Below are 17221 nucleotides of genomic sequence, written 5' to 3'. Positions count from 1 at the left end.
CGATCACGACCCTGAAGAGCCGAAAGTTGACCGCGGACCTGGTCCGTGGAAATCGCTGTTCGTTGTTTTGCTGGTGGGATTTTTCATCAACCTTTTCACGAGGTCGGTTGACTGGGTATCCCTCTCGCTGGGCGCCGCGATCGGCGGATGCGTTGTTGCTTGGGCAATTGAGATTACCGGGAACAAAGTCCCCGACTCATGGCGCGGTAAGTCGGGGCATTCCCGCCGCTCCGGACTCGACCAGCGCTGAAACGAGGCGCGCCCTTAGTTGATCATTTCGCGAAAGCTGCTGTGTCCCTGCCCGCAATACATCCAGCGCAACGTCGGGGTTCGTCTCCATCAGCACGCGAGATAGTCGCTCCACCACGGACGGCGGCTGCCCGGTCACGGTTCCGAGCATCTTCGAAAGACCTGTTGTAATCGCGCCGATCGGGTCGCCCCGCACCAGACGCCCGATAACCGCCGGGTCGAACTGATTCATGTCCGCGGCATCCGCTAGGTTGTCGGCCGTCTTCGAATTGCCTAGCGCTGCGTTTGCAGTCCGAAACATCGTCTGTTCCCGCGCGATGCGGTCTGTGAGCTGCTCTCCTCGCCCCGGAGCAGCAAACGCGGGCAGTTCGGCTTCAAACTTCGGTGTCTGCAGCATCCGAGCTTTGTTCGTCGTCGGAGACGAAGACGCTCCTTCCAGGCGAGCGATCAGCGGGTCGATGTAGCCGGCGCGGAAATCCACCTGTTCGCCGGGAGGCATTGCCTCGAATTCAGGAATCGTGTCCTGGGCTCTGCGGGAAATGCGGCTTGCCGCGCTGCCCGCGTCAACGGCGTCGATCCGGCGCGAGGCACGGGCAAATGCGTCCCTGGCTCCTACATATCCCTCGGAAGCATCGGCTAGCGCTTGGTCGACCAGCCCCTGAACGCGAGACAGGTAGTGCGCACGATTGCCGGCCCCCTGTGCTTCTGCTCGTTGGATCATGTCATCCAGGTCCAACTTTGCCCTGAATAAGGTGTCGAAGTCGGTCACTTGGGAATTGCCATCTGACAGCATGGAACGAACCCGCGTCAAAGCTCCTTCGATCGAGTCGTTAGCAATTCGATCACGGGGATTGACCATCTGGTTGACGCCTGGGCGGATCGTCCTGTCGATCTCGTCGAGGACGGGCGTGACGTTTACGGGGCCGGCATTAGCGCGGGCGGCTGGGTAGAGTTCGTTTGCCTCCGCGGTGCGCTGCGTCGTGCGGTCAGCGATGCGGCGCCCAGCTGTATCAAAGGTATCGAAGCCTTCAGCGAGATTGTTCGCAAGCCGCTCGCCCTGTCCTGCCTGCCTCGCCATCAAAGCTTCAGCAAGCGGCTGCCGGTTATCATGCGGAACACGCGTGGAAGTCGACATCAGCCGCTCGCCGGTATACCCCATGGCGTCAGCGACGTTGAACATGTCCTGGCCGTCAGCGGCGGCGGCACGCATGTTAGTTTCGACCTGTTCGGGCGTCATTCCAGCGCGGCGCAGAGCCGTAGCGAGCGCATCCCGCACATATCCATTCGGTGCAAACGGCGCTATCAATGGCGCAGCGGCGGATTTGACGAGCTGCGTACCGCCGGCAATTGCCGCAGGCGCAACGGCGCCTATACCTGCCCCCAAGGCGAGGCCAACCCCGGAGTTGGCAAGCCTGTTAACAAAGCCGTCCTCACCATTCCCGAATCCTGAGATGGTGCCCAGAATCGCTCCTTCCTTGGATGAGGCTGCCGTTACCCTCCCGAGCCCTACCTCGTTTTTGATGGCGTTGGCAGTTGGAGAAAGTCCAGCCTTGGCTAGGCGGCTGGCGCCCCATAGAGCGCCTGTTACCTTGCCTGCGATGTTGGCTGCCGGATGCTCCTCGTAGGCCTGTTCCTGCTCTCCACGGGTATCCGCCAAAGCTTGATCGTAGGTCTTCGCGTCGCGCCACGGCAGAACGTGGGAGCCCGCATAGTCGATGCCGGCACCGATCTCATCGGCATAGCCCATCCCGACCATGTCGACGATGCCTTGACCGAACGAGTTGATGTTGCCTTTCACCTTCTCAAGTGTGGATTTCTCGGGCTGTGGCGTGGCGCTCAGCGGCTGTGGCGCCGCAGCTGCGGCCGGCTGTTGTCCCTGAAGCTGGCGTACCGCAGCGCGCACAGCGTCATCATTGGGAGCATCGATATCGAAGGTCTCGCCGTTCACCTCGACAGTGTATGTTGGCATTTACTGTCTCCTTCGAATGGTGACGCCCGGGACATCAGTCGGGACAACGGCCGGGTCGGCAGGCGCTGATGGTGCAGCCACCTTTGCCCGCTCCTTCATTTTGGCAACGCCCTGCTCGACAGCATCACGGAAGTCCTTCAGCGCAGCCCGGAAATGAGTCTCATCAAGTGAGCGATCCATGCGCGCCATGGCGTCCTGGGCCTTGCCGCCCTCGACTTCGGTGATTTGGCCGCCGCCTTTGAGAAGCCCATAAGCTTGCAGGAACGCACCGCCCTGAAGCTGCTTGAGGCGTGTTAGAGCATCGCGACCATCAGCCCCCATCGTCCAGGAAGGCCGGAACTGGTCGACCGAACCGACAATCGAATCCAACCCCTTGCTGGTCAGCAACTGGTCGATGTTCTTGATTGTCTGGTCAGCCTGCATCAGATCAGCAGGGAGCGACGAGACTGCTTCGCCAGCAGCCTTGCCTTCAGTGCTGCCCTGCGCCGTGTCTTTCGCTGCTTCATAATTCTCTTTTGTGGTCCGCTTCACTTCCTGACCACCGGGGCCGATCGTGATCAGTTCCGTTCCTGTGTCGACGGTGCGCGTCGTCGGCGCCGCTGTCGCTCCGGGCCCGAAATCAAGATCCTTGCCGCCGCCCTTGTCGCTCAGCTGGCGATATCGCAGGTTCCCATCCTTGTCGTAGTAAGGGACGGTCGAGCCGTAATATTTCTCGCCGCCGGCGCCTCCAGGAGCTTGCCTGAATTCACCGGTGCTCTTGTTGTAGAGCGTGCCGTCGCTCAGTCGCTCCCACTGACCATTGCTGAAATCGGCGATAACCTTGCCGTCGGCGCCGACGAGGCGACCGTTCACCTCTGTCGGCTTCGGCGTGCTCTGATAGATCGGCTGTACGGTCCCGGTGCGCGGGTCGCTGCGCAAGACGGTTCCATCCGGCAGGGTCTGGAAACCATATTCTGGCGGCTTCATCAGCGTCTGCAATGACTGCGCGGCCATCTGCTTCATCGGCGCCGGGACGTTCGGGTTGCTGAGCACTTTGACGAGGGCTTGGGCGCGCGGATTCGCCATCGGGTTTGCTGACGGCGGAGGAGAAGCACCGTCCAATGCCTGAGCGAGACGCGCTTGGCCGGACTGCTGCGCCTGTTGAACCTGCTCTGGAGATGCAGGAGTGCCGCCAAGCAGCGCCGGCATAATGCCCTTGTTGGGATCCGCATTCATGAGCTGCTGGCTGCCCTGAAACTCAGGTGGGATTTGGCTCACAGGCGGCACGCTGGCGACGTTCGGCGTCGGGCCGACCGAGGACGACGGCAGAGGCGACAGCCCCGCCTGAGAGGCACCCTGTGGCATGGGCTGTGCCGGATCTGATGCACGCATCTGCCCTGCTGCACCTGGCATGGGGATGCCGATCGACGGATCGAGGCTTGCGACTTCGCCGGGGGCAGACGCTTGCGGCATGGGAGGCGCGGCGTTCGGCGCAACCATCGGATCGACGTAGCCAGGCGTCGGAGCTGGTGCAGGAGGATTGACAGGCGGCGGCATCGTCCGCGATGCGGGGGGCGTGCCGAGGCTCGCTACTTCCGTGCCAGCGGACGGAGCGGATTGCAGATCCGCCACGATCTGCGCCATTTCGGCGTCGGGAACGTTCTTGAAGCCCTCCCATTCTGACCGCAGAGCACTGATCTTTCCTTGCAGTGTATCGGCCGACGCGATGCGCTGGCGGGCGAGATAGGATGCGACCCGATCTTGAGTGCCTTGGTCATACGGCAAGTTGGGATCAAGCCCGAGCGCACCCACCGCGCCGCGCAACGTCGTGCCGACAGTCTGATACTTCCCAACTGGCGTTGCGACACGGCCAACCTTACCCTTGACGTATTGGGCATAGGGTCCGCTCGGATCGGTGAATGCGATGACATCCCTGATCGGCATGCTGGAGACGGAGGTGCCGGCGAAGGGACCGTTCTTTTGAGCGTGGCCGAAGAGAGTGTCGTAATCCCCGGCGCCTTCCGTCCTGTCGACTGCCGCCAGGAACGATCCAGGCAACGCGCTATTTGTCGGAGTGGCGGCTATATTCCCTGATGCATCCACACTCGGCATGGACGAGCCGGTGGCGCCGGGATTGGCTGCCTTGTTGCCTCCGAAGATCGACGACAAGAATCCGGCCGGCTTCTCAGGCGGGGTATACGGCTGGCCCGTCAGCGCTGCCATCCCTTCGGCCAAGCCTGCCTGTTCTGCCTCTCCCTGCTGCTTGATCGCCAGGCCTCCCATGAGGGCTTGCGCCATGCGTGCCGCACCTTCCCAAGGCGACTGAATGGGGCTTGTATCCGTGCCCTTCTGAAGCATCGCCGCAGCGAGACGCTTGCGGGCGTCGGTGACGCTTTCTTGCGATTGGCCGGTATCGCCGCCGAACAGGAAACCCATTATGCCACCGCCCTTTCATAATCGACGCGATCGAAGCCGTCGGCGGCCTCGAAGACAGCATCGGGATGGGTATCGCGCACGTCGTCCGACATAAGCCCGATCTGAACTGGACCGCCATCTTTGTACCGGAAGGAATAGACAGGTAGGCCATTGTCGAGCGTGCCGACCCGCTTGATCTCGTCCTTCAGCCGGCGATCCGATTTCATCGCCCAGCCACCCAGCAGCGAGGAACCGAGGCCAAACAAACCGCCCATAGCCGCATTGCTTGCCGAGAGCTGTTGGTTGTAACCGGCCATTTGCTGATTGTAGTTTTCATTGATCAATCCGGCCTGATCGACCGTCGGCAGTTGCGTCGTCGGCGAATTGACGTAGTTCGGCTGATTGACCTGCGAGCCCGACATCAGCGCCGAAATCTCGTTCAGCGGCTGGTTTCGCTCGGTCAGGATCGAATTTTGGGCATTCGAATACATGTCACCGAGATACTGATCCGACGCCGCCTGCTTGCGAGTGGAGAAATCACGCAGCGCGTTGTTATAGGCCTCGGAACCCATCGAGATGCCCTTGTCGGCGAGGCTCTGATCGAGGCTTTTCTGATCGCGATCCCATTGGTTGTTGAAGCCGCCCTGCCAGTGGTCGTTGACGTATTTGTCCACATTGCCGGCGCTCAAGTCGACATTGGTGCCGAGCACACCCGAAATCTTGCCGGTCTGGTCGTTGGCGAGCTTGGCAAGGCCCAGCTGCGTCTGCTGCGTCTGGTCGTAGATCGCCTGGTTCTCGGGCGAATAGGTCTGATAGGCTGACCGGATCGGGATCTGGTATGTCTTCCCGTTCTGGTCGGTCATCGTCTGATTGCCGGTGACCTTGTATTCCAGCGAGCCGTCAGGCGTGTACTGGTTGACATAGCTCAGGCCGGAGTTAGCGATGGCGGTATCCACGTTCGTCGCTGTCTGCGCCGCCGCGGTCTGTGTCGGGTCGGGCGCTTTCGGCGCCTTAGGCGTGGAGACCATAGGGGAAGTCCTCTTTCAAGATTCCATAGAGCAGCGCGTCGCAGTCGCCGAAGTAAGCTGTCTGTCGGCCTTCCAGGCGCGCGCCGAGTCTTTCGAGCGCATGCTGAGCAGCGATGTTGTCGGCACGAGTCCTGAATGTCGCCCGGCGGCAACCAAGCGTAGCGACAACATAGCGGAACACCGCACGCATCAAGGTTGCCGAAAGCCGATCGGCAGCAAGCGAGACCTCGACGTCATGCTCCGTCCAGACGTTGAAGACGTAAGCGGCGATGATCCGGCCGCCCTGGACCTGCGCCATGGCCGTGAACGGTGGATGGAACCTCACCCCGATCTTGCCCCCGACCCATGCCGCGATATCCTCGCGGGGCTCGGACACGATCAAATCGGGGAACCTTTTTCGTAGAGAACCGATCCGCCGATAACAGCCGCTTCAGATACCGAACCGGACGCGCCGGAAATCAACGCCCGGATCGTCGGCGCCAGCGCTGAGCCCGAGCCGCCTGCTGAGGCGAATTTCCTGACTATCGACAGACCGGGGAATTTCGAGACGCCCCAGATTGCGGAGCCCCACGTCGCCGCTGCGTTGTTCTCGACTGTCGACAGGAGCGCTGTCGGGATCTTGGTCTGATAATCAAACGACATGCCGGCATACATCAGCGTCGAGACGCCGATCTGCGCCGTCACCCCGATCAGCTTCGAGAACTTGGATGCCATGTCTTCGCCGTAGCGGTTCCATGCACCAACCATGAGAGCGTCGATCGCCGCCCCGTTGTCGTTTGCCCCCATCTCTGCTTCATAGACCGTCCCGTCGGCGGCGCCGAAGAACAGCCGATCCTGCCAGTTTCCCCAGCAGGATGCGGCAAGCCCGACGAACCGGCACCAGGCGCCGGTTTCGGTGTTCATCACGTACTGATATGGCCCCAGCGAAGACGGCAGGTTGACGATAGCCATCTGCCGTGCCGGAAAGCTCGCCAGTTGCCACTCATTCGATGTTGTGCCGGCCGTCGCGACTGTCTCGCGCCAGGTCGGGCCAATCTTGGCGGTGATGGCGCCAAGGCTGGTTGCCCCTCGATCGAGCTGCACGGCTTTCGTGATCGGCACGATGCCGTCTGTCGTCATGATCGCCAGATCCGCACCGACCGAAAGGAAGCACCTTTCCGTTCCGAGCGGCCGGCCAAGCTTGAACGTACCGATAAGTCCCCAGTTGCTCGCGCTCGAGGGATCGGAGCCCTGATAGACGATCACCTCGCCTTCGGACGACATGAGCACCAGGCACTGCTGCAGTCCCGTGGAAACCGGGATTGTCCAGACACCGATGGCGATAAGTGTGCCGCCGTACTTCATGTTGCCGCCGACCGGCAGGACCGTGGCCGTGCCGCTGACGGCATCAGTGGCGAGATACCAGACGTTTGTCGAGTTCTTCTCGATGAACCACAGCCGAGACCGGTAGGCCGTCACGGCGATCAGCAGCGACGAATCCGAAATGCCGGTGATCATTGTCGACGAGACATAGGGCGTGGCGACGGCGCCCGTTTCCAACTGGGCATTGGTGACAGAGCCGGCCACCGTCAGGGTCAGCGTGCCGGCGACGGGCGTGAATGTCAGGGTGACGCGGTTGCCGACGCCGGTCCCGTTCAAGACGCCCGCGAACGCGCCGGACAAGGTCACTGAACCCGTCCCGAAGAAGCTCAAGGTATATTGGACCGCCTTGACGGCGACGTTCTGCGTGGCGAGCGTTGCAGTGCCGACCAGAATGTTATTCGTCCAGGTCGTTCCATTGTATAGCAGCGGCAGATCCAGGCCGTTGACGAGGCGCAGATATTCCTGGCCGGCCGGGTTGGTGTACTGCTGGACCGACCAGCGCGCGCTGGACTGCCCCGATACCGCCGCGGCCCCTACCACGCCGCCGGCGGTCACGTCAAAAATCTTACTCCCCGCCGCAGCGAATAGCCTGTTGCTCACGCCGACATAGGGAATGACGGTCTGAACAGGCGCGCCCAAACCCGTCGCGAAGGCGCCATGGCCATAGCGGGCGCGCACCCGGTTCGCCTCAGGAAAGAAGTTGTCGAGCTGAAACGCCGCGTCCTTCGGCATGTCAGCCATTTCGACATCGGTTCGCCAGCCGCCGATGGGCGCGATCCAGTCTTTGCTTGGCGAGACGCGGCCGGTACGGCCATTTGGGGGAACGGGTTTTCTCGTCATACTGTGATGGTGCCAGGCCAGTAGTTTTCGGGGACTTCGCCGCGGTTGGGCATCGAGAGACTGACCGGCTGCGCGGCGCGATCGGCGCCGACTGCTGCCTCCTTGGCCCGCTCGTAGTTCTCGAGCTCTTCGCCGTAGTCCAGCCCCTTCGCACGCTTCCATCGCCAGATTAGCGAAAGCTCGAGAAGGTCTTCCGGGAAACGCGCCGTGTCGGTGTCATTCGCCCAATTTTCGGCATAGGTCGAGCCACCCATGACCGCGATCCAATATTTCGAAACGTACTCGTAGCGAAGCGTCTCGCCGACATCATTCGGAAAGAACGCCAGCTTGCCGCCCAGCATGCGGTAAATCTGCGGGACCGGGTTGGAATTGAGGATGGTGTTCCGTTCCCATGTCTGAGGCTCGACAGGGCCGTTAAGCTGCCAGAGGCGCGACGTGTTCCAGATCACTGAATTGGCGACGTAGCGCTGAAAATCCGCCGGCGGCTCGGTTGGCTCCGGAATTGCTCCGGTCGCTGTGAAATTCCGCGTCGTCATCAGTACCGACCAATCATGGTCTTTCAGCAGATCGCGGCCCGCGCGATAGGACAGGATCTGCAGCTGCCTTATCTGCGGGTCAGCCGACGACACGACGGCCGTCGGCGGATCGAGATCGATTTCCGCGCACACGTTCTGGATTATCGTCAAAATCGACATGCGCGGATCTCCGGCTTAGGCTGCTGCTGCGCGGCCGCGGCCACCTTGGCGCTCTTTTTCCATTGCCTCGAAGCGGGAGGCCATCTCCTTCATCTGCTCCTGCAGCCGCGTCACCTCGTCCTTCAGCCGCTCGTTTTCGGCGGCAAAGGCCGAGGCAGCACTGGAGTTTTCAGCGGTGGCCAGATAGGCCCGGGCGGCGGCGACGAGCTCGTTCGCCCCCATGCCGATCTTCTGCTTGACGGTATCGGAGAGTGCTGCGAGCTGCTCGACGGTATAGATGTTGACCGCCTCCAGCTCCTTGATCTGGCTGGGTTTGAGATAGGGCCATTGCGCCAGCGGTGTGCCGGTCAGCTGCTCACGGGCGGCCGCTCCTTCCTTGAAACGCTTGTAGGCATCGGAAAAGCGCTGTTTGTCGTTCTCCGTAACCTCTCGATAGACTTCGGTGTGTTTGTCGCCGGCGATGAAGATCCGGATGAATTCCTTGTCGGCGAAGATCGGGCGGCCCTCCTTCTCCGTCAGAAAGGTCTGTTCGACCGGTTCGAGGCTGAAGGAGGCATAAATTCCGGTGTTGCTATCGGCCATGGTGCTGTCTCGCTGTTGATGGCGGGGAAAGGAAACGGGCGCCGAAGCGCCCGCCGTTGATCACTTGCTGGTATCGGTCGACTTTGCGGGGGCGGCCTTCCTGGCGGCCGGCTGCTCGACCTTTTCGGCGATCATCAGGATGAGTTCCTCGATCACCGGAGAGATGTCGCGGCCGGCCTGGCGGTCGGCAGCGATTTTCTTCTGAAGCTCATTCGTCAAGGACATTTCAGCCTCCTTAGTTCACCTTCGACAGGAAGGGCCGCATCAGCGTGGCTTCGAGCACGCCCGTCGCTGTGACCGTGATGGCGGTGCCATTGGCCGTTGCGTTGGCGGACATGGTGATGCTCTGGATCGTGCCCGAGGGGGTGTAGGTGATCCCGCTGATTGTAGTGCCACCCGGAATGCCGGTACCCGAGATGGCGGCGCCGATGAACGGGCCACCTGCGGGGCTGACGTTTCCGAGTGCGGTCAGTTGGTTGGAGCCGTTGACCGTGGTTGCCGTGAAGGTCTGGTTGGCTGCCGCGAAATTCACATTCGCGATTGCCTTGGTGGTTGCCGTGGCCGATGCCGGAGCATTGGCGAGGCCGGGCGTCGCAGTGGTTTCCGCGACGACGAGCGCCGCCGTTGCCGTGGTCACCAGAGCCGGAGCCTGGCCATTGCGCTGCAGCCAGACGTAATAGGTGCCGGCCGCAAGGCTGATGGCTTGTGCGGGTCCACCGGACTGAGTCGGCGCCTGGCTTGCCCCGGCGAAGACGCCGCAACGATTGCCAACGACGGCAGCGGCCGTGGTCAGCAGTGAGGCGACATAATCCCTGGTCCACTGGAACCACTGGCCGGGCTGAAGGGTCGTCTGCGAGGCCAGCACCAGCTGGCAATAGACCCATTCGGATTCGCGGTCTCCGCCGGCAACAGTGCCGAGGGAGAAGTTCGGGCCTGGAATACCGGAGCCGGAAACGATCGGGCCTTCGACGACGAACGGGTTCGCGCCAAGACGATCGGTCTGGGAAATTGCGATGGTCATTGGAGTTGATCCTTTCGATCGATCAGGCGAACAGCACGCCCTGCAGGAAGGCGTTGTTCATGGTGAGGTTGCCGGCGAAGCCCATGAGCTGGACGAAGGCATCCTGGTTGGTGTTCATGCGCTCGTCGCCGATCGGAGCCATGTCGCGGTCACGGTGCGGGCGATAGAACAGGTACTTGGTGTTCAGGAAGAACATCTGGTTGAGCGGCGCACCGCCGCCGAAGCCGCCATCGAAGATCACGTCGGCGCCCATGTACTGGAGCGACTGGAAGCCGGCCATGCCCTTATCCGCCGAGGTTATGCGCTGGATCGCCTGCAGCGATTCCCAGTAGAGGCGGAAGAAGTTGTTATCGGCTACTACGAGATCCGGCGCGTCGGAGCCGCGAACGCACGACATATAGAGCCGGTTCATGTAGCTCTGGATGTTGGCACTCGTGGCGGCCGCACCGCCATCGGCTGTCGCCGAAAACTTCTGATTACGCCAGAAGCCCCAGGTGGCGCGCGAGATGCCGCCAACAGTGCCTGAGGTCGGAGAGGTCGAGATCAAGAGCTGCAATCCGCCGATCTGACGCCCGCCATCGGCCGTGCCATCGGAATAGCAGTCGAGCGCGATGTTGTTCTTCAGGGTCGTTTCGGCGTTTTCGATGCGCTGCTCAAGCAGATCGAGGACCGCATCCTCGCCGGAGTTCTGCAGCTGTTCGAGGCCGGACATGGAGACGGCGACCGCGGCCTGCTTGAGGTCGTATTCGGCAGCGGTAATCACATCGGACGGCTGCACATTCAAAATGTCGTATCCGGAATATCTGCGAAAGGTCGAATTTTCGGCATATTGCAGCTCCTGAACGATGGTGCGGCCGCCGGAGATTGGCTTCTTGCGGCCGCGGCTGTTCAGACGAGAGAGAAGACCGTTGTTCTTCGTCACGTCGTCGGCGACCGTGCCGCTGCGGTTGCGCAGCGTCGTGGTCACGATTTCAGAAAGGTTGGGGGAAACGGGCATGGATCACTTTCCTTTTGGATCAAACGCGACCGTTCGCGGCGTGCAATGCACTGCGGAGGGAATCGCGGATTGAGGTTGGTTGGCCGGCGCCGGTGCCCTGGGTTGGTCCAGGCGCGGAAGAGCCGGAAATCGATCGCGAGGCGCGTCGGGCCTGATCTGCCGCTGCTGCCTTTTGGGACGTCTGGTCTTGAACTGGGTTCGATGGAGCAGCCTGGCTGATCAGCTGCTGGCGAATATCGGGGCGCATCCAGCAGGCAGCGTCGTAAGCATCCTTGAGTGACGATGCGCGCCCCGCGCTGATAAGGGCGACCATGTCATCGAGAACTGCTTCGGCGTGCACGTTTGCTGCGTCGGAAATGAAGGCATTGACCTGAGTTTCAGTGTCTCGTTTCCGAAGTACCTGTTCAACCGTAGCCTCCACGTTGACGGGCTGAGGCGTTGGCTGTTGCTGGGCCTGTTGCGGCCGGCGCTGCAGGATCTGGTCCTGCTGCCCGGCGACAAGGGCATGAAGATTGACGCCGGCCATCCTGGCGACGTGAATGACGGTGTTGATCGGGTCCTGCTGCAGGGAGCGTTCCCAGTCGATCGCCTTCCGCATGACATCGGCATGTGTCGTGCCGGCCTGCCTGACGATAGGCGTGAATTCTTCCAGGCCCTTGTAGTCCTGCAGAACCCGGAAGCCATTGTCGACCTCCAGTTCTCTTTTCGAGATGGCAGCCTGCACCTCGGGCGGAAGGGCTCCGAATTGCGCCTTTGCCTCTGGCGCCCAGCCAGGCGGAACGCGATGCGTCGTTGCGGCCGGCTGCTGTTCGGGCGCTACTGCTGGCGTCTGTGGGGCTGCCGTGGCGGCGTTGGCTGCTGCTGGCACATCTACAGGCTTCGGCACTGCCGCTGCGGCCGGGGTTCCCTTGTCTGCCTCCTTCGGGGCAAAGCGGCCGTGCTCGTCGCGCTGGCGATCGACGTTGCCGGATGCCGAGACATTTCCGTCAGAGCTATCGATCGCGGCCCTGAGGCTGTCGCGGATGCTGATCGGCTTTTCGGTGGACGTGCCGAGGTCTTCGCTGCCGTTGCCGGCGTCGTTAATCAGATCTTCCATGTCGGATGCTTCCTATTTCGGGGATTGATGCCCGTTCAGGCGTTGTATTCGGCGTGAACTCGCCGCAGTTCGTTTCGGATCTCGTTGCGATCCGTTTTCGGTTTCTCGATCGGCTGCGGCTTTTCGTTGCCGATCTCGACCACGCCGGCCGCCCGGTAGGCCGAGCGCAGCTTGGCTTTCGAGGTGTAATGCCGGCCGTCATGCATCGACTGGATATCGATGCTGTCGCTGACGAAATGCGGCGCCGGCAGATCGGACTGCGCCGGGTTCTCCGCTGGCATGCAGTTGTGCGGCCACTTGTCGAGCTGGTGCCAGCCGCCGCAGATCCTGCAAAAGCGTTCTCTCATGGTCTGACCCCTAAATATTTACTGGTAGGCTGGTGGCTGTTGCTGGAACTGCTGCAGCGCCTGGGCGGCCATGTCGCTACGCGCCTGCTCCAACGTGGTTTGATGCTCGATTTGCGCTTGGGCGACGCTAAGCTGGGCTTTCTTTTCCTCGGCGCCGGCTTTCACCTGCGCCGTCTTCAGATTGATCATCTGCTCGGGCGTGGGTTCCGGCGGGGGCCTGGGAGCGGTCGCCGACTGGGAGAGCTGCGCGCCTACCTGCTCCAGTGTGTTTTCGAGCTGGCGCCCTGCCCTGAAGCCGCGTGCGGCAAACAGCAACGTCTCGACCATGACGGGCACAAGCATTGGCGTCTGCTGCGCTATGGCGCCGGCCTGCTGCATGAAGCCGCCGACCATCTGGACGAATTCCATACGGCGCTGCTTCTCGGCATCCTCGTCTGGTTCGATCGTCGAATCCGTCTCGATGTCGATCCTGAAGCCGCGCACGCTGTCATTGCGGAGCAACTGCACGACTTCATCAATCGTCGGCTGCTCCATCATCTTCTGCATTTCAGGCGGCAACTGAGGTGGCTGCGGCGGCGGCGCGGGCTGCCCCATCTGCTGGGCGCGCATCGCTGCCTGCTGCTGTGCCATCTGCTGCTGTTGCATCTGCATCTGCGCCTGCTGCTTCTGGGCCGCGGTCGGAAGCTGAATACCGCTGACAAGCATCAGCGTTTCCGGCTGGAACTGATCGCAGATGATCTCTCCCGCGAGGTTGACGATATCGCGCGCAAACCGCGCCAGTTCGGCCTGGCGGTCGCGGATGCGGATGGAACCCCACTGGCTTTTGATCCGCTGCGCCGTCGCCGTCTCCGACGCCTGGGTATCGCCGCGGACGATGTCCGAGATCCCGGTGATCTGATAGACGTCCTCGACAAGCTGCTTGCGCACCTCGATGCAGGCAACGATGACCTTTTGAACCTCGTCGATCGGCAGTGTCACGATAGCGTTGGAACCGCCCTTGTCAGTGAAGGCGGCCCATTCCGGGATTGGCACCATCACGGTGTCGTTTTCCGGCCGCATGGCCTTCTCGATCGCAGGCGATACCGAACCGTCACCCGATGGATAGAACACCTTCAGGCGCAGCTGATCGGTCAGCTTGTTGACGCGCTTGGTCAGCATGTCGATTTCGTCGCACTGCTGTTGGTAATAGACGTAGTCCGGGACAGGAATTAGCGAGCTGGTCGACAGTGTTCCGAACGCCGGCCGCGGGCACGGAAAGAACCTCGTCAACTTCAGCGGCGGTTCCGAGACCTCCAGAGCTACAGGCGATCCCTCGGCGATCCAGACCGTATAGTTCTCGCTCTTGCACCAGATTTCCCAGACGTACGTCTTGCCCTCGTTCTGAGCGCGTTCGGTCTGGTTGGTCCCGTGATTGGAGCCGGCGCCGTTCGCTGCCAGCCTTGCCCGTCCCTCGGGAAAGCGTTTGTCGAACTCCTCGTCTGTCATGGGAACGCGACGCGCTACCCACGTTACATCCTTCCAGCGGCGTGCCGGCGAGTGCAGGAAGTCCGACCAGTGCACATAGTCCATGCAGACCCGTTCATCGGTAATCTGCTCAGGTGTCGGGCCGCCATCATCGCCCTGCATGTCCAGAGCCGGAGCATTCGAAGGTTCTACGCCGATGTCGAGCGGCTCGAAATCTGCCTCATACCGCAGCCAGACCGTGCCGCGAGCGCAGAGCAGGAAGTCGTCTCGCACTGCCCTCATCAGCGAATCCAGATCCGCGTCATCGGCGGTGAACGCAAGATTGCGCTCGACCAGCTCGGACGCCATGCGCGCCACTGGCTGAGAATCCTTGAAGCGGCGCTCAACGACGGGCTGCGGGACACGGGCATAGACGGCCGGCTGTAGAACCGAGATGTTTGCCCAGAGCATCGGGAACCGGCGCTTGGCCGCATTCGCCTGGTCAGCCTGCTGAAGATAGATTTTCTCAATCTTGGTGCAGCGATCCACCCATGACTTGAAATACCGCTGTCCGCGCTCAAGCTCCTGCTGCCAGTGCGCGCCAACCTTTGCCAGGTCGTAATTCTCACCGCCTGGCAATGTCGTGGCTTCGTCGTCCATCAAACGTGCTCGCTTTGGGTCGGTGTCGAGTTGACGAAATCGTTGAACGTCATGGTCTGGAATGTCCGCAGCGGCTTTGGTTCAGGCTTGAGCGGTTCGGCCGCCAATCCGGTGAAGATGATCGCCAGGCCTCCAAAAGCGTCGGCGCCGTGGGATGCCCAGTTGTGCAGCGGCACATCGCGGAAAACGCTCAGATCCTCATCCCATTCTTTCCGGTAGTTCCTGAGGCACTTGATGCCTTGAGTGCATCCCGCCTGGTCGAACTCGATCTTTGCCAGGATGCGCCGCGTACCGTTGATGCGGTCGTGAACATAGGCGCGTTCGATCTTGCGCACCGTTCCCAGGTTTCTCGCCTTGACCTCCGCCAGCATCACCTCGATGCGCGTTAGACCGCCGCGGGTCCACTCCCTGACGCGGATGTCATGCGGCATGTTATGCACGCCATAGACATATCCGTGCTCGCCGCCGCGCCGCTCCAGCTCGTCGAGCATGCCGTCCATGCCGGTGCCAGTGTGTTCGAAGTAGCCAATCATCCGAACCCGGCTCGGGAGCACCTGGAAGAGCCAGACGCTGTTCGTGTCGTCCATGCCAATGTCGGATATCGTGTGCACCGGGTAGCCGGCCACATGCGGATAGATGCCTATCCGATCCTCGGCATCGGCCACCGCCATCTGATCCGAATAGTATGCGCCCTCTACGCTGGCTTCGAACGCTTCCGCCGGCGACGACGGATATTCCCGTTTCATGTCGCCCAGCTGCGTTTCAGCCTTTTTGACGTACCAGGCCTTTTGCCCGTCCGTCAGCTCGATGCCTTGGTCGGCCAGTGTGCGGAAGTACTTGGCGAACGCTTCCGAGATGATGACGCCCTCGGGCGCGATCGAATACTGCGGCTCCTTCCACCACGGAAAGAAATGGAACTTGAAATCGAGCGGCGTCAGCGCTGATGCCTGGCGATGCTTTACCTGAGCGTCTTCGCAGAGGTTGTAGAAATGCCCCTCCTGCCCCTCGGCGGTGCTCTCGATAAACACCAGCTGTCCAGCCTGGACGGTATTGAGGGCACCGGTCCGAACTTCCCTCGCCTTCTCCGGATACTTGGCGCAGAGCTTCCCATATTCCGAGATGTGCAGGTACTGCAGCGTTCCCGATCGAAGAGACGTTCCGACGCGGATGCTCGAATTGTTCGCCAAGAGCAATTCAGTCTGGTTATCCCTGACGATCGGCACCGCTTCCCGGATGCCCTCTGGCAGGTTGTCGTAAGGATATTTTACCTTGTCCCGGAAGATGGTCTGCGCGTCGCCGAGCGTGTGAGCGATGGTGCCGGCGCGAATATCCCGGTTGAAGACGCAGGCATCGAGCATGAATATCTGAATGAACGTCGTCAGCCCCAGCTGGCGCGCCTTCAGCAGCACGTTCAGATAGTGCATCTGCTCGAAGAACGTCATCTGAGCCCAGTTCATCTCGAACCGGACGCGTTTGCCTTCCTTGTCCGTGATCCAGTAGAGGTTGTTGAGCCGCCAGCGCCAGTCCGAGAACTGATCAACCGCCGCTTGGAAGTCCGCGGGTTTTGCCATTGATAGCTTCCAGCAGCTGCGACACCTCGCCGGTCACGCCGTGTTCCAGCTCGACCTTGGCGCCGTATTTCTTGGGCTTCAGCTTCTCGGCAATCCACTGCCGCGTCGAGATGCGGAGCTGCGAGCGTCGAAGCGCCTCCCCGTTCTCCTGCCAGCCGGTCGTTTCGCCGTCGGCGTTCTTCTTTTCCATCCAGTCGTTCGTGCCGTCGTCGGCAATCTCGACCATCTCGTCGACGAAGCCGTCGGCCTGGATCTCGCGCGCCTGCGCATACTTGGTCCGAAAAGCGGTCTTGTCGTCATCAGCCAGCCAGGCCAACACCGTCGACTTTGCCGGCATGGCATCATCCCTGCAGATCGATCGGAGGCTTTCGCCGTCAGCAATGCGCTCGCAGATGATGTCGGCAAGGGAATGCGTGAACTTGGTGGGTCTGCCTGTCATGGTCCCCTGCCTTCTGATCGGCTGGATGGGTGGTGATGAAAATGGGCGGCGACACCTTGGCGGCGTTACCCAGTATCCCGATCTCGTTCAGCGGGACGTTCTTGCCGTCGTCCACTAGAACAGCGCGACGATGTTGGATGCCGTGGTCCCGGTCAGCGCCACGATGGCGGCATGAACCGGCAGGATCGTCCCGGCCGGCACGCTCTTGAAGATGACCGGATCCATGTCCCGGCGAGGAGCGATAGCAACGTCGCCCGCCGTACCGATATAGAGCGCGCGCGCGCCGACGATGGCGGTATCGTTCGGGGTCACCACCGCGGCCCGCGAGGCCGGAGCAATCGAAGGGTCCATGTCTGTTTTCCTTGAGGTCTAATCTGGCCTGACAACCTTTGGCGGAGACCAATCTGGTATGCGGCGCCAACTCTGAACAAATCTGGTGCAACATGTGCAAACGCTGCGGCCGCGTGATTACGCCTTGATCAATTCGCAGCTCTATCGACTCTCGTGTTTACATGACGCATGTTTCGA

Annotated in this window: 16 protein-coding genes; all 16 read right to left on the bottom strand. The window is 61.5% G+C overall.

Translation table 11 applies throughout. From position 1 onward, the window contains the following. Positions 1 to 196 precede the first annotated feature (196 nt). The 16 genes from QMO80_RS15015 to QMO80_RS14940 all read right to left on the bottom strand — a co-directional run bounded on the left by QMO80_RS15015 (position 197) and on the right by QMO80_RS14940 (position 17044). Positions 197 to 2218 carry a hypothetical protein gene (locus QMO80_RS15015; RefSeq protein WP_283197277.1) on the bottom strand — a complete coding sequence of 674 codons (2022 nt, stop codon included), beginning with the start codon at positions 2216 to 2218 and terminating at the stop codon, positions 197 to 199. Beyond that, positions 2219 to 4633: a lytic murein transglycosylase gene (locus tag QMO80_RS15010; protein ID WP_283197276.1), complete on the bottom strand. Its 2415-nt coding sequence runs from the start codon at positions 4631 to 4633 to the stop codon at positions 2219 to 2221. Then, positions 4633 to 5640: a tail fiber domain-containing protein gene (locus QMO80_RS15005; RefSeq protein ID WP_283197275.1), complete on the bottom strand. Its 1008-nt coding sequence runs from the start codon at positions 5638 to 5640 to the stop codon at positions 4633 to 4635. The genes QMO80_RS15010 and QMO80_RS15005 overlap by 1 nt, the downstream gene beginning before the upstream one ends. Next, entirely contained in the window at positions 5624 to 6022 is a 399-nt protein-coding gene (locus tag QMO80_RS15000) for a GNAT family N-acetyltransferase (protein ID WP_283197274.1), read from the bottom strand. The genes QMO80_RS15005 and QMO80_RS15000 overlap by 17 nt, the downstream gene beginning before the upstream one ends. Next, positions 6019 to 7842: a hypothetical protein gene (locus tag QMO80_RS14995; protein ID WP_283197273.1), complete on the bottom strand. Its 1824-nt coding sequence runs from the start codon at positions 7840 to 7842 to the stop codon at positions 6019 to 6021. Before QMO80_RS14995 ends, QMO80_RS15000 begins: the two co-directional genes overlap by 4 nt. Further along, positions 7839 to 8537 (bottom strand): hypothetical protein, encoded by a 699-nt coding sequence (locus QMO80_RS14990; protein WP_283197272.1) that lies wholly within the window; start codon positions 8535 to 8537, stop codon positions 7839 to 7841. Before QMO80_RS14990 ends, QMO80_RS14995 begins: the two co-directional genes overlap by 4 nt. Before the next feature lie 15 nt (positions 8538 to 8552). Next, positions 8553 to 9119 carry a hypothetical protein gene (locus QMO80_RS14985; protein ID WP_283197271.1) on the bottom strand — a complete coding sequence of 189 codons (567 nt, stop codon included), beginning with the start codon at positions 9117 to 9119 and terminating at the stop codon, positions 8553 to 8555. A 60-nt stretch (positions 9120 to 9179) separates the two neighbouring features. Continuing rightward, the gene (locus QMO80_RS14980) at positions 9180 to 9344 is read right to left on the bottom strand and encodes a hypothetical protein (RefSeq protein ID WP_283197270.1); all 165 of its coding nucleotides are present in this window, start codon (positions 9342 to 9344) and stop codon (positions 9180 to 9182) included. Between the two features lie 10 nt (positions 9345 to 9354). Beyond that, complete coding sequence (locus tag QMO80_RS14975; RefSeq protein WP_283197269.1) at positions 9355 to 10140, bottom strand: hypothetical protein; 786 nt, start codon at positions 10138 to 10140, stop codon at positions 9355 to 9357. A 22-nt stretch (positions 10141 to 10162) separates the two neighbouring features. After that, positions 10163 to 11137, bottom strand: a complete 975-nt coding sequence (locus QMO80_RS14970) for a phage major capsid protein (protein ID WP_283197268.1) — start codon at positions 11135 to 11137, stop codon at positions 10163 to 10165. Positions 11138 to 11156: 19 nt separating this feature from the next. Further along, a complete protein-coding gene (locus tag QMO80_RS14965) occupies positions 11157 to 12233 on the bottom strand; it encodes a hypothetical protein (protein ID WP_283197267.1) in 1077 nt (358 codons plus the stop codon). 35 nt (positions 12234 to 12268) lie between these two features. After that, positions 12269 to 12580: a hypothetical protein gene (locus QMO80_RS14960; protein ID WP_130707573.1), complete on the bottom strand. Its 312-nt coding sequence runs from the start codon at positions 12578 to 12580 to the stop codon at positions 12269 to 12271. An 18-nt stretch (positions 12581 to 12598) separates the two neighbouring features. After that, complete coding sequence (locus QMO80_RS14955) at positions 12599 to 14683, bottom strand: hypothetical protein (protein WP_283197266.1); 2085 nt, start codon at positions 14681 to 14683, stop codon at positions 12599 to 12601. Further along, positions 14683 to 16254, bottom strand: coding sequence for a terminase (locus QMO80_RS14950; RefSeq protein WP_283197265.1), 1572 nt, complete (start codon positions 16252 to 16254; stop codon positions 14683 to 14685). Before QMO80_RS14950 ends, QMO80_RS14955 begins: the two co-directional genes overlap by 1 nt. Further along, a complete protein-coding gene (locus QMO80_RS14945) occupies positions 16220 to 16693 on the bottom strand; it encodes a terminase small subunit protein (RefSeq protein ID WP_283197264.1) in 474 nt (157 codons plus the stop codon). Before QMO80_RS14945 ends, QMO80_RS14950 begins: the two co-directional genes overlap by 35 nt. A 114-nt stretch (positions 16694 to 16807) precedes the next feature. Then, positions 16808 to 17044 carry a hypothetical protein gene (locus QMO80_RS14940; protein WP_033182850.1) on the bottom strand — a complete coding sequence of 79 codons (237 nt, stop codon included), beginning with the start codon at positions 17042 to 17044 and terminating at the stop codon, positions 16808 to 16810. Between the last annotated feature and the right edge of the window lie 177 nt (positions 17045 to 17221).

The sequence above is a fragment of the Rhizobium sp. BT03 genome (genome assembly GCF_030053155.1).
Lineage (GTDB): Bacteria > Pseudomonadota > Alphaproteobacteria > Rhizobiales > Rhizobiaceae > Rhizobium.
This window is presented reverse-complemented; position numbering and strand designations above follow the sequence as displayed.

Bases quoted from the DNA above. Each gene is read 5' to 3' on its own strand.
- QMO80_RS15015 (WP_283197277.1), bottom strand. From the start codon at position 2,218: ATGCCAACATACACTGTCGAGGTGAACGGCGAGACCTTCGATATCGAT.
- QMO80_RS15010 (WP_283197276.1), bottom strand. From the start codon at position 4,633: ATGGGTTTCCTGTTCGGCGGCGATACCGGCCAATCGCAAGAAAGCGTC.
- QMO80_RS15005 (WP_283197275.1), bottom strand. From the start codon at position 5,640: ATGGTCTCCACGCCTAAGGCGCCGAAAGCGCCCGACCCGACACAGACC.
- QMO80_RS14995 (WP_283197273.1), bottom strand. From the start codon at position 7,842: ATGACGAGAAAACCCGTTCCCCCAAATGGCCGTACCGGCCGCGTCTCG.
- QMO80_RS14990 (WP_283197272.1), bottom strand. From the start codon at position 8,537: ATGTCGATTTTGACGATAATCCAGAACGTGTGCGCGGAAATCGATCTC.
- QMO80_RS14985 (WP_283197271.1), bottom strand. From the start codon at position 9,119: ATGGCCGATAGCAACACCGGAATTTATGCCTCCTTCAGCCTCGAACCG.
- QMO80_RS14980 (WP_283197270.1), bottom strand. From the start codon at position 9,344: ATGTCCTTGACGAATGAGCTTCAGAAGAAAATCGCTGCCGACCGCCAG.
- QMO80_RS14975 (WP_283197269.1), bottom strand. From the start codon at position 10,140: ATGACCATCGCAATTTCCCAGACCGATCGTCTTGGCGCGAACCCGTTC.
- QMO80_RS14970 (WP_283197268.1), bottom strand. From the start codon at position 11,137: ATGCCCGTTTCCCCCAACCTTTCTGAAATCGTGACCACGACGCTGCGC.
- QMO80_RS14965 (WP_283197267.1), bottom strand. From the start codon at position 12,233: ATGGAAGATCTGATTAACGACGCCGGCAACGGCAGCGAAGACCTCGGC.
- QMO80_RS14960 (WP_130707573.1), bottom strand. From the start codon at position 12,580: ATGAGAGAACGCTTTTGCAGGATCTGCGGCGGCTGGCACCAGCTCGAC.
- QMO80_RS14955 (WP_283197266.1), bottom strand. From the start codon at position 14,683: ATGGACGACGAAGCCACGACATTGCCAGGCGGTGAGAATTACGACCTG.
- QMO80_RS14950 (WP_283197265.1), bottom strand. From the start codon at position 16,254: ATGGCAAAACCCGCGGACTTCCAAGCGGCGGTTGATCAGTTCTCGGAC.
- QMO80_RS14945 (WP_283197264.1), bottom strand. From the start codon at position 16,693: ATGACAGGCAGACCCACCAAGTTCACGCATTCCCTTGCCGACATCATC.
- QMO80_RS14940 (WP_033182850.1), bottom strand. From the start codon at position 17,044: ATGGACCCTTCGATTGCTCCGGCCTCGCGGGCCGCGGTGGTGACCCCG.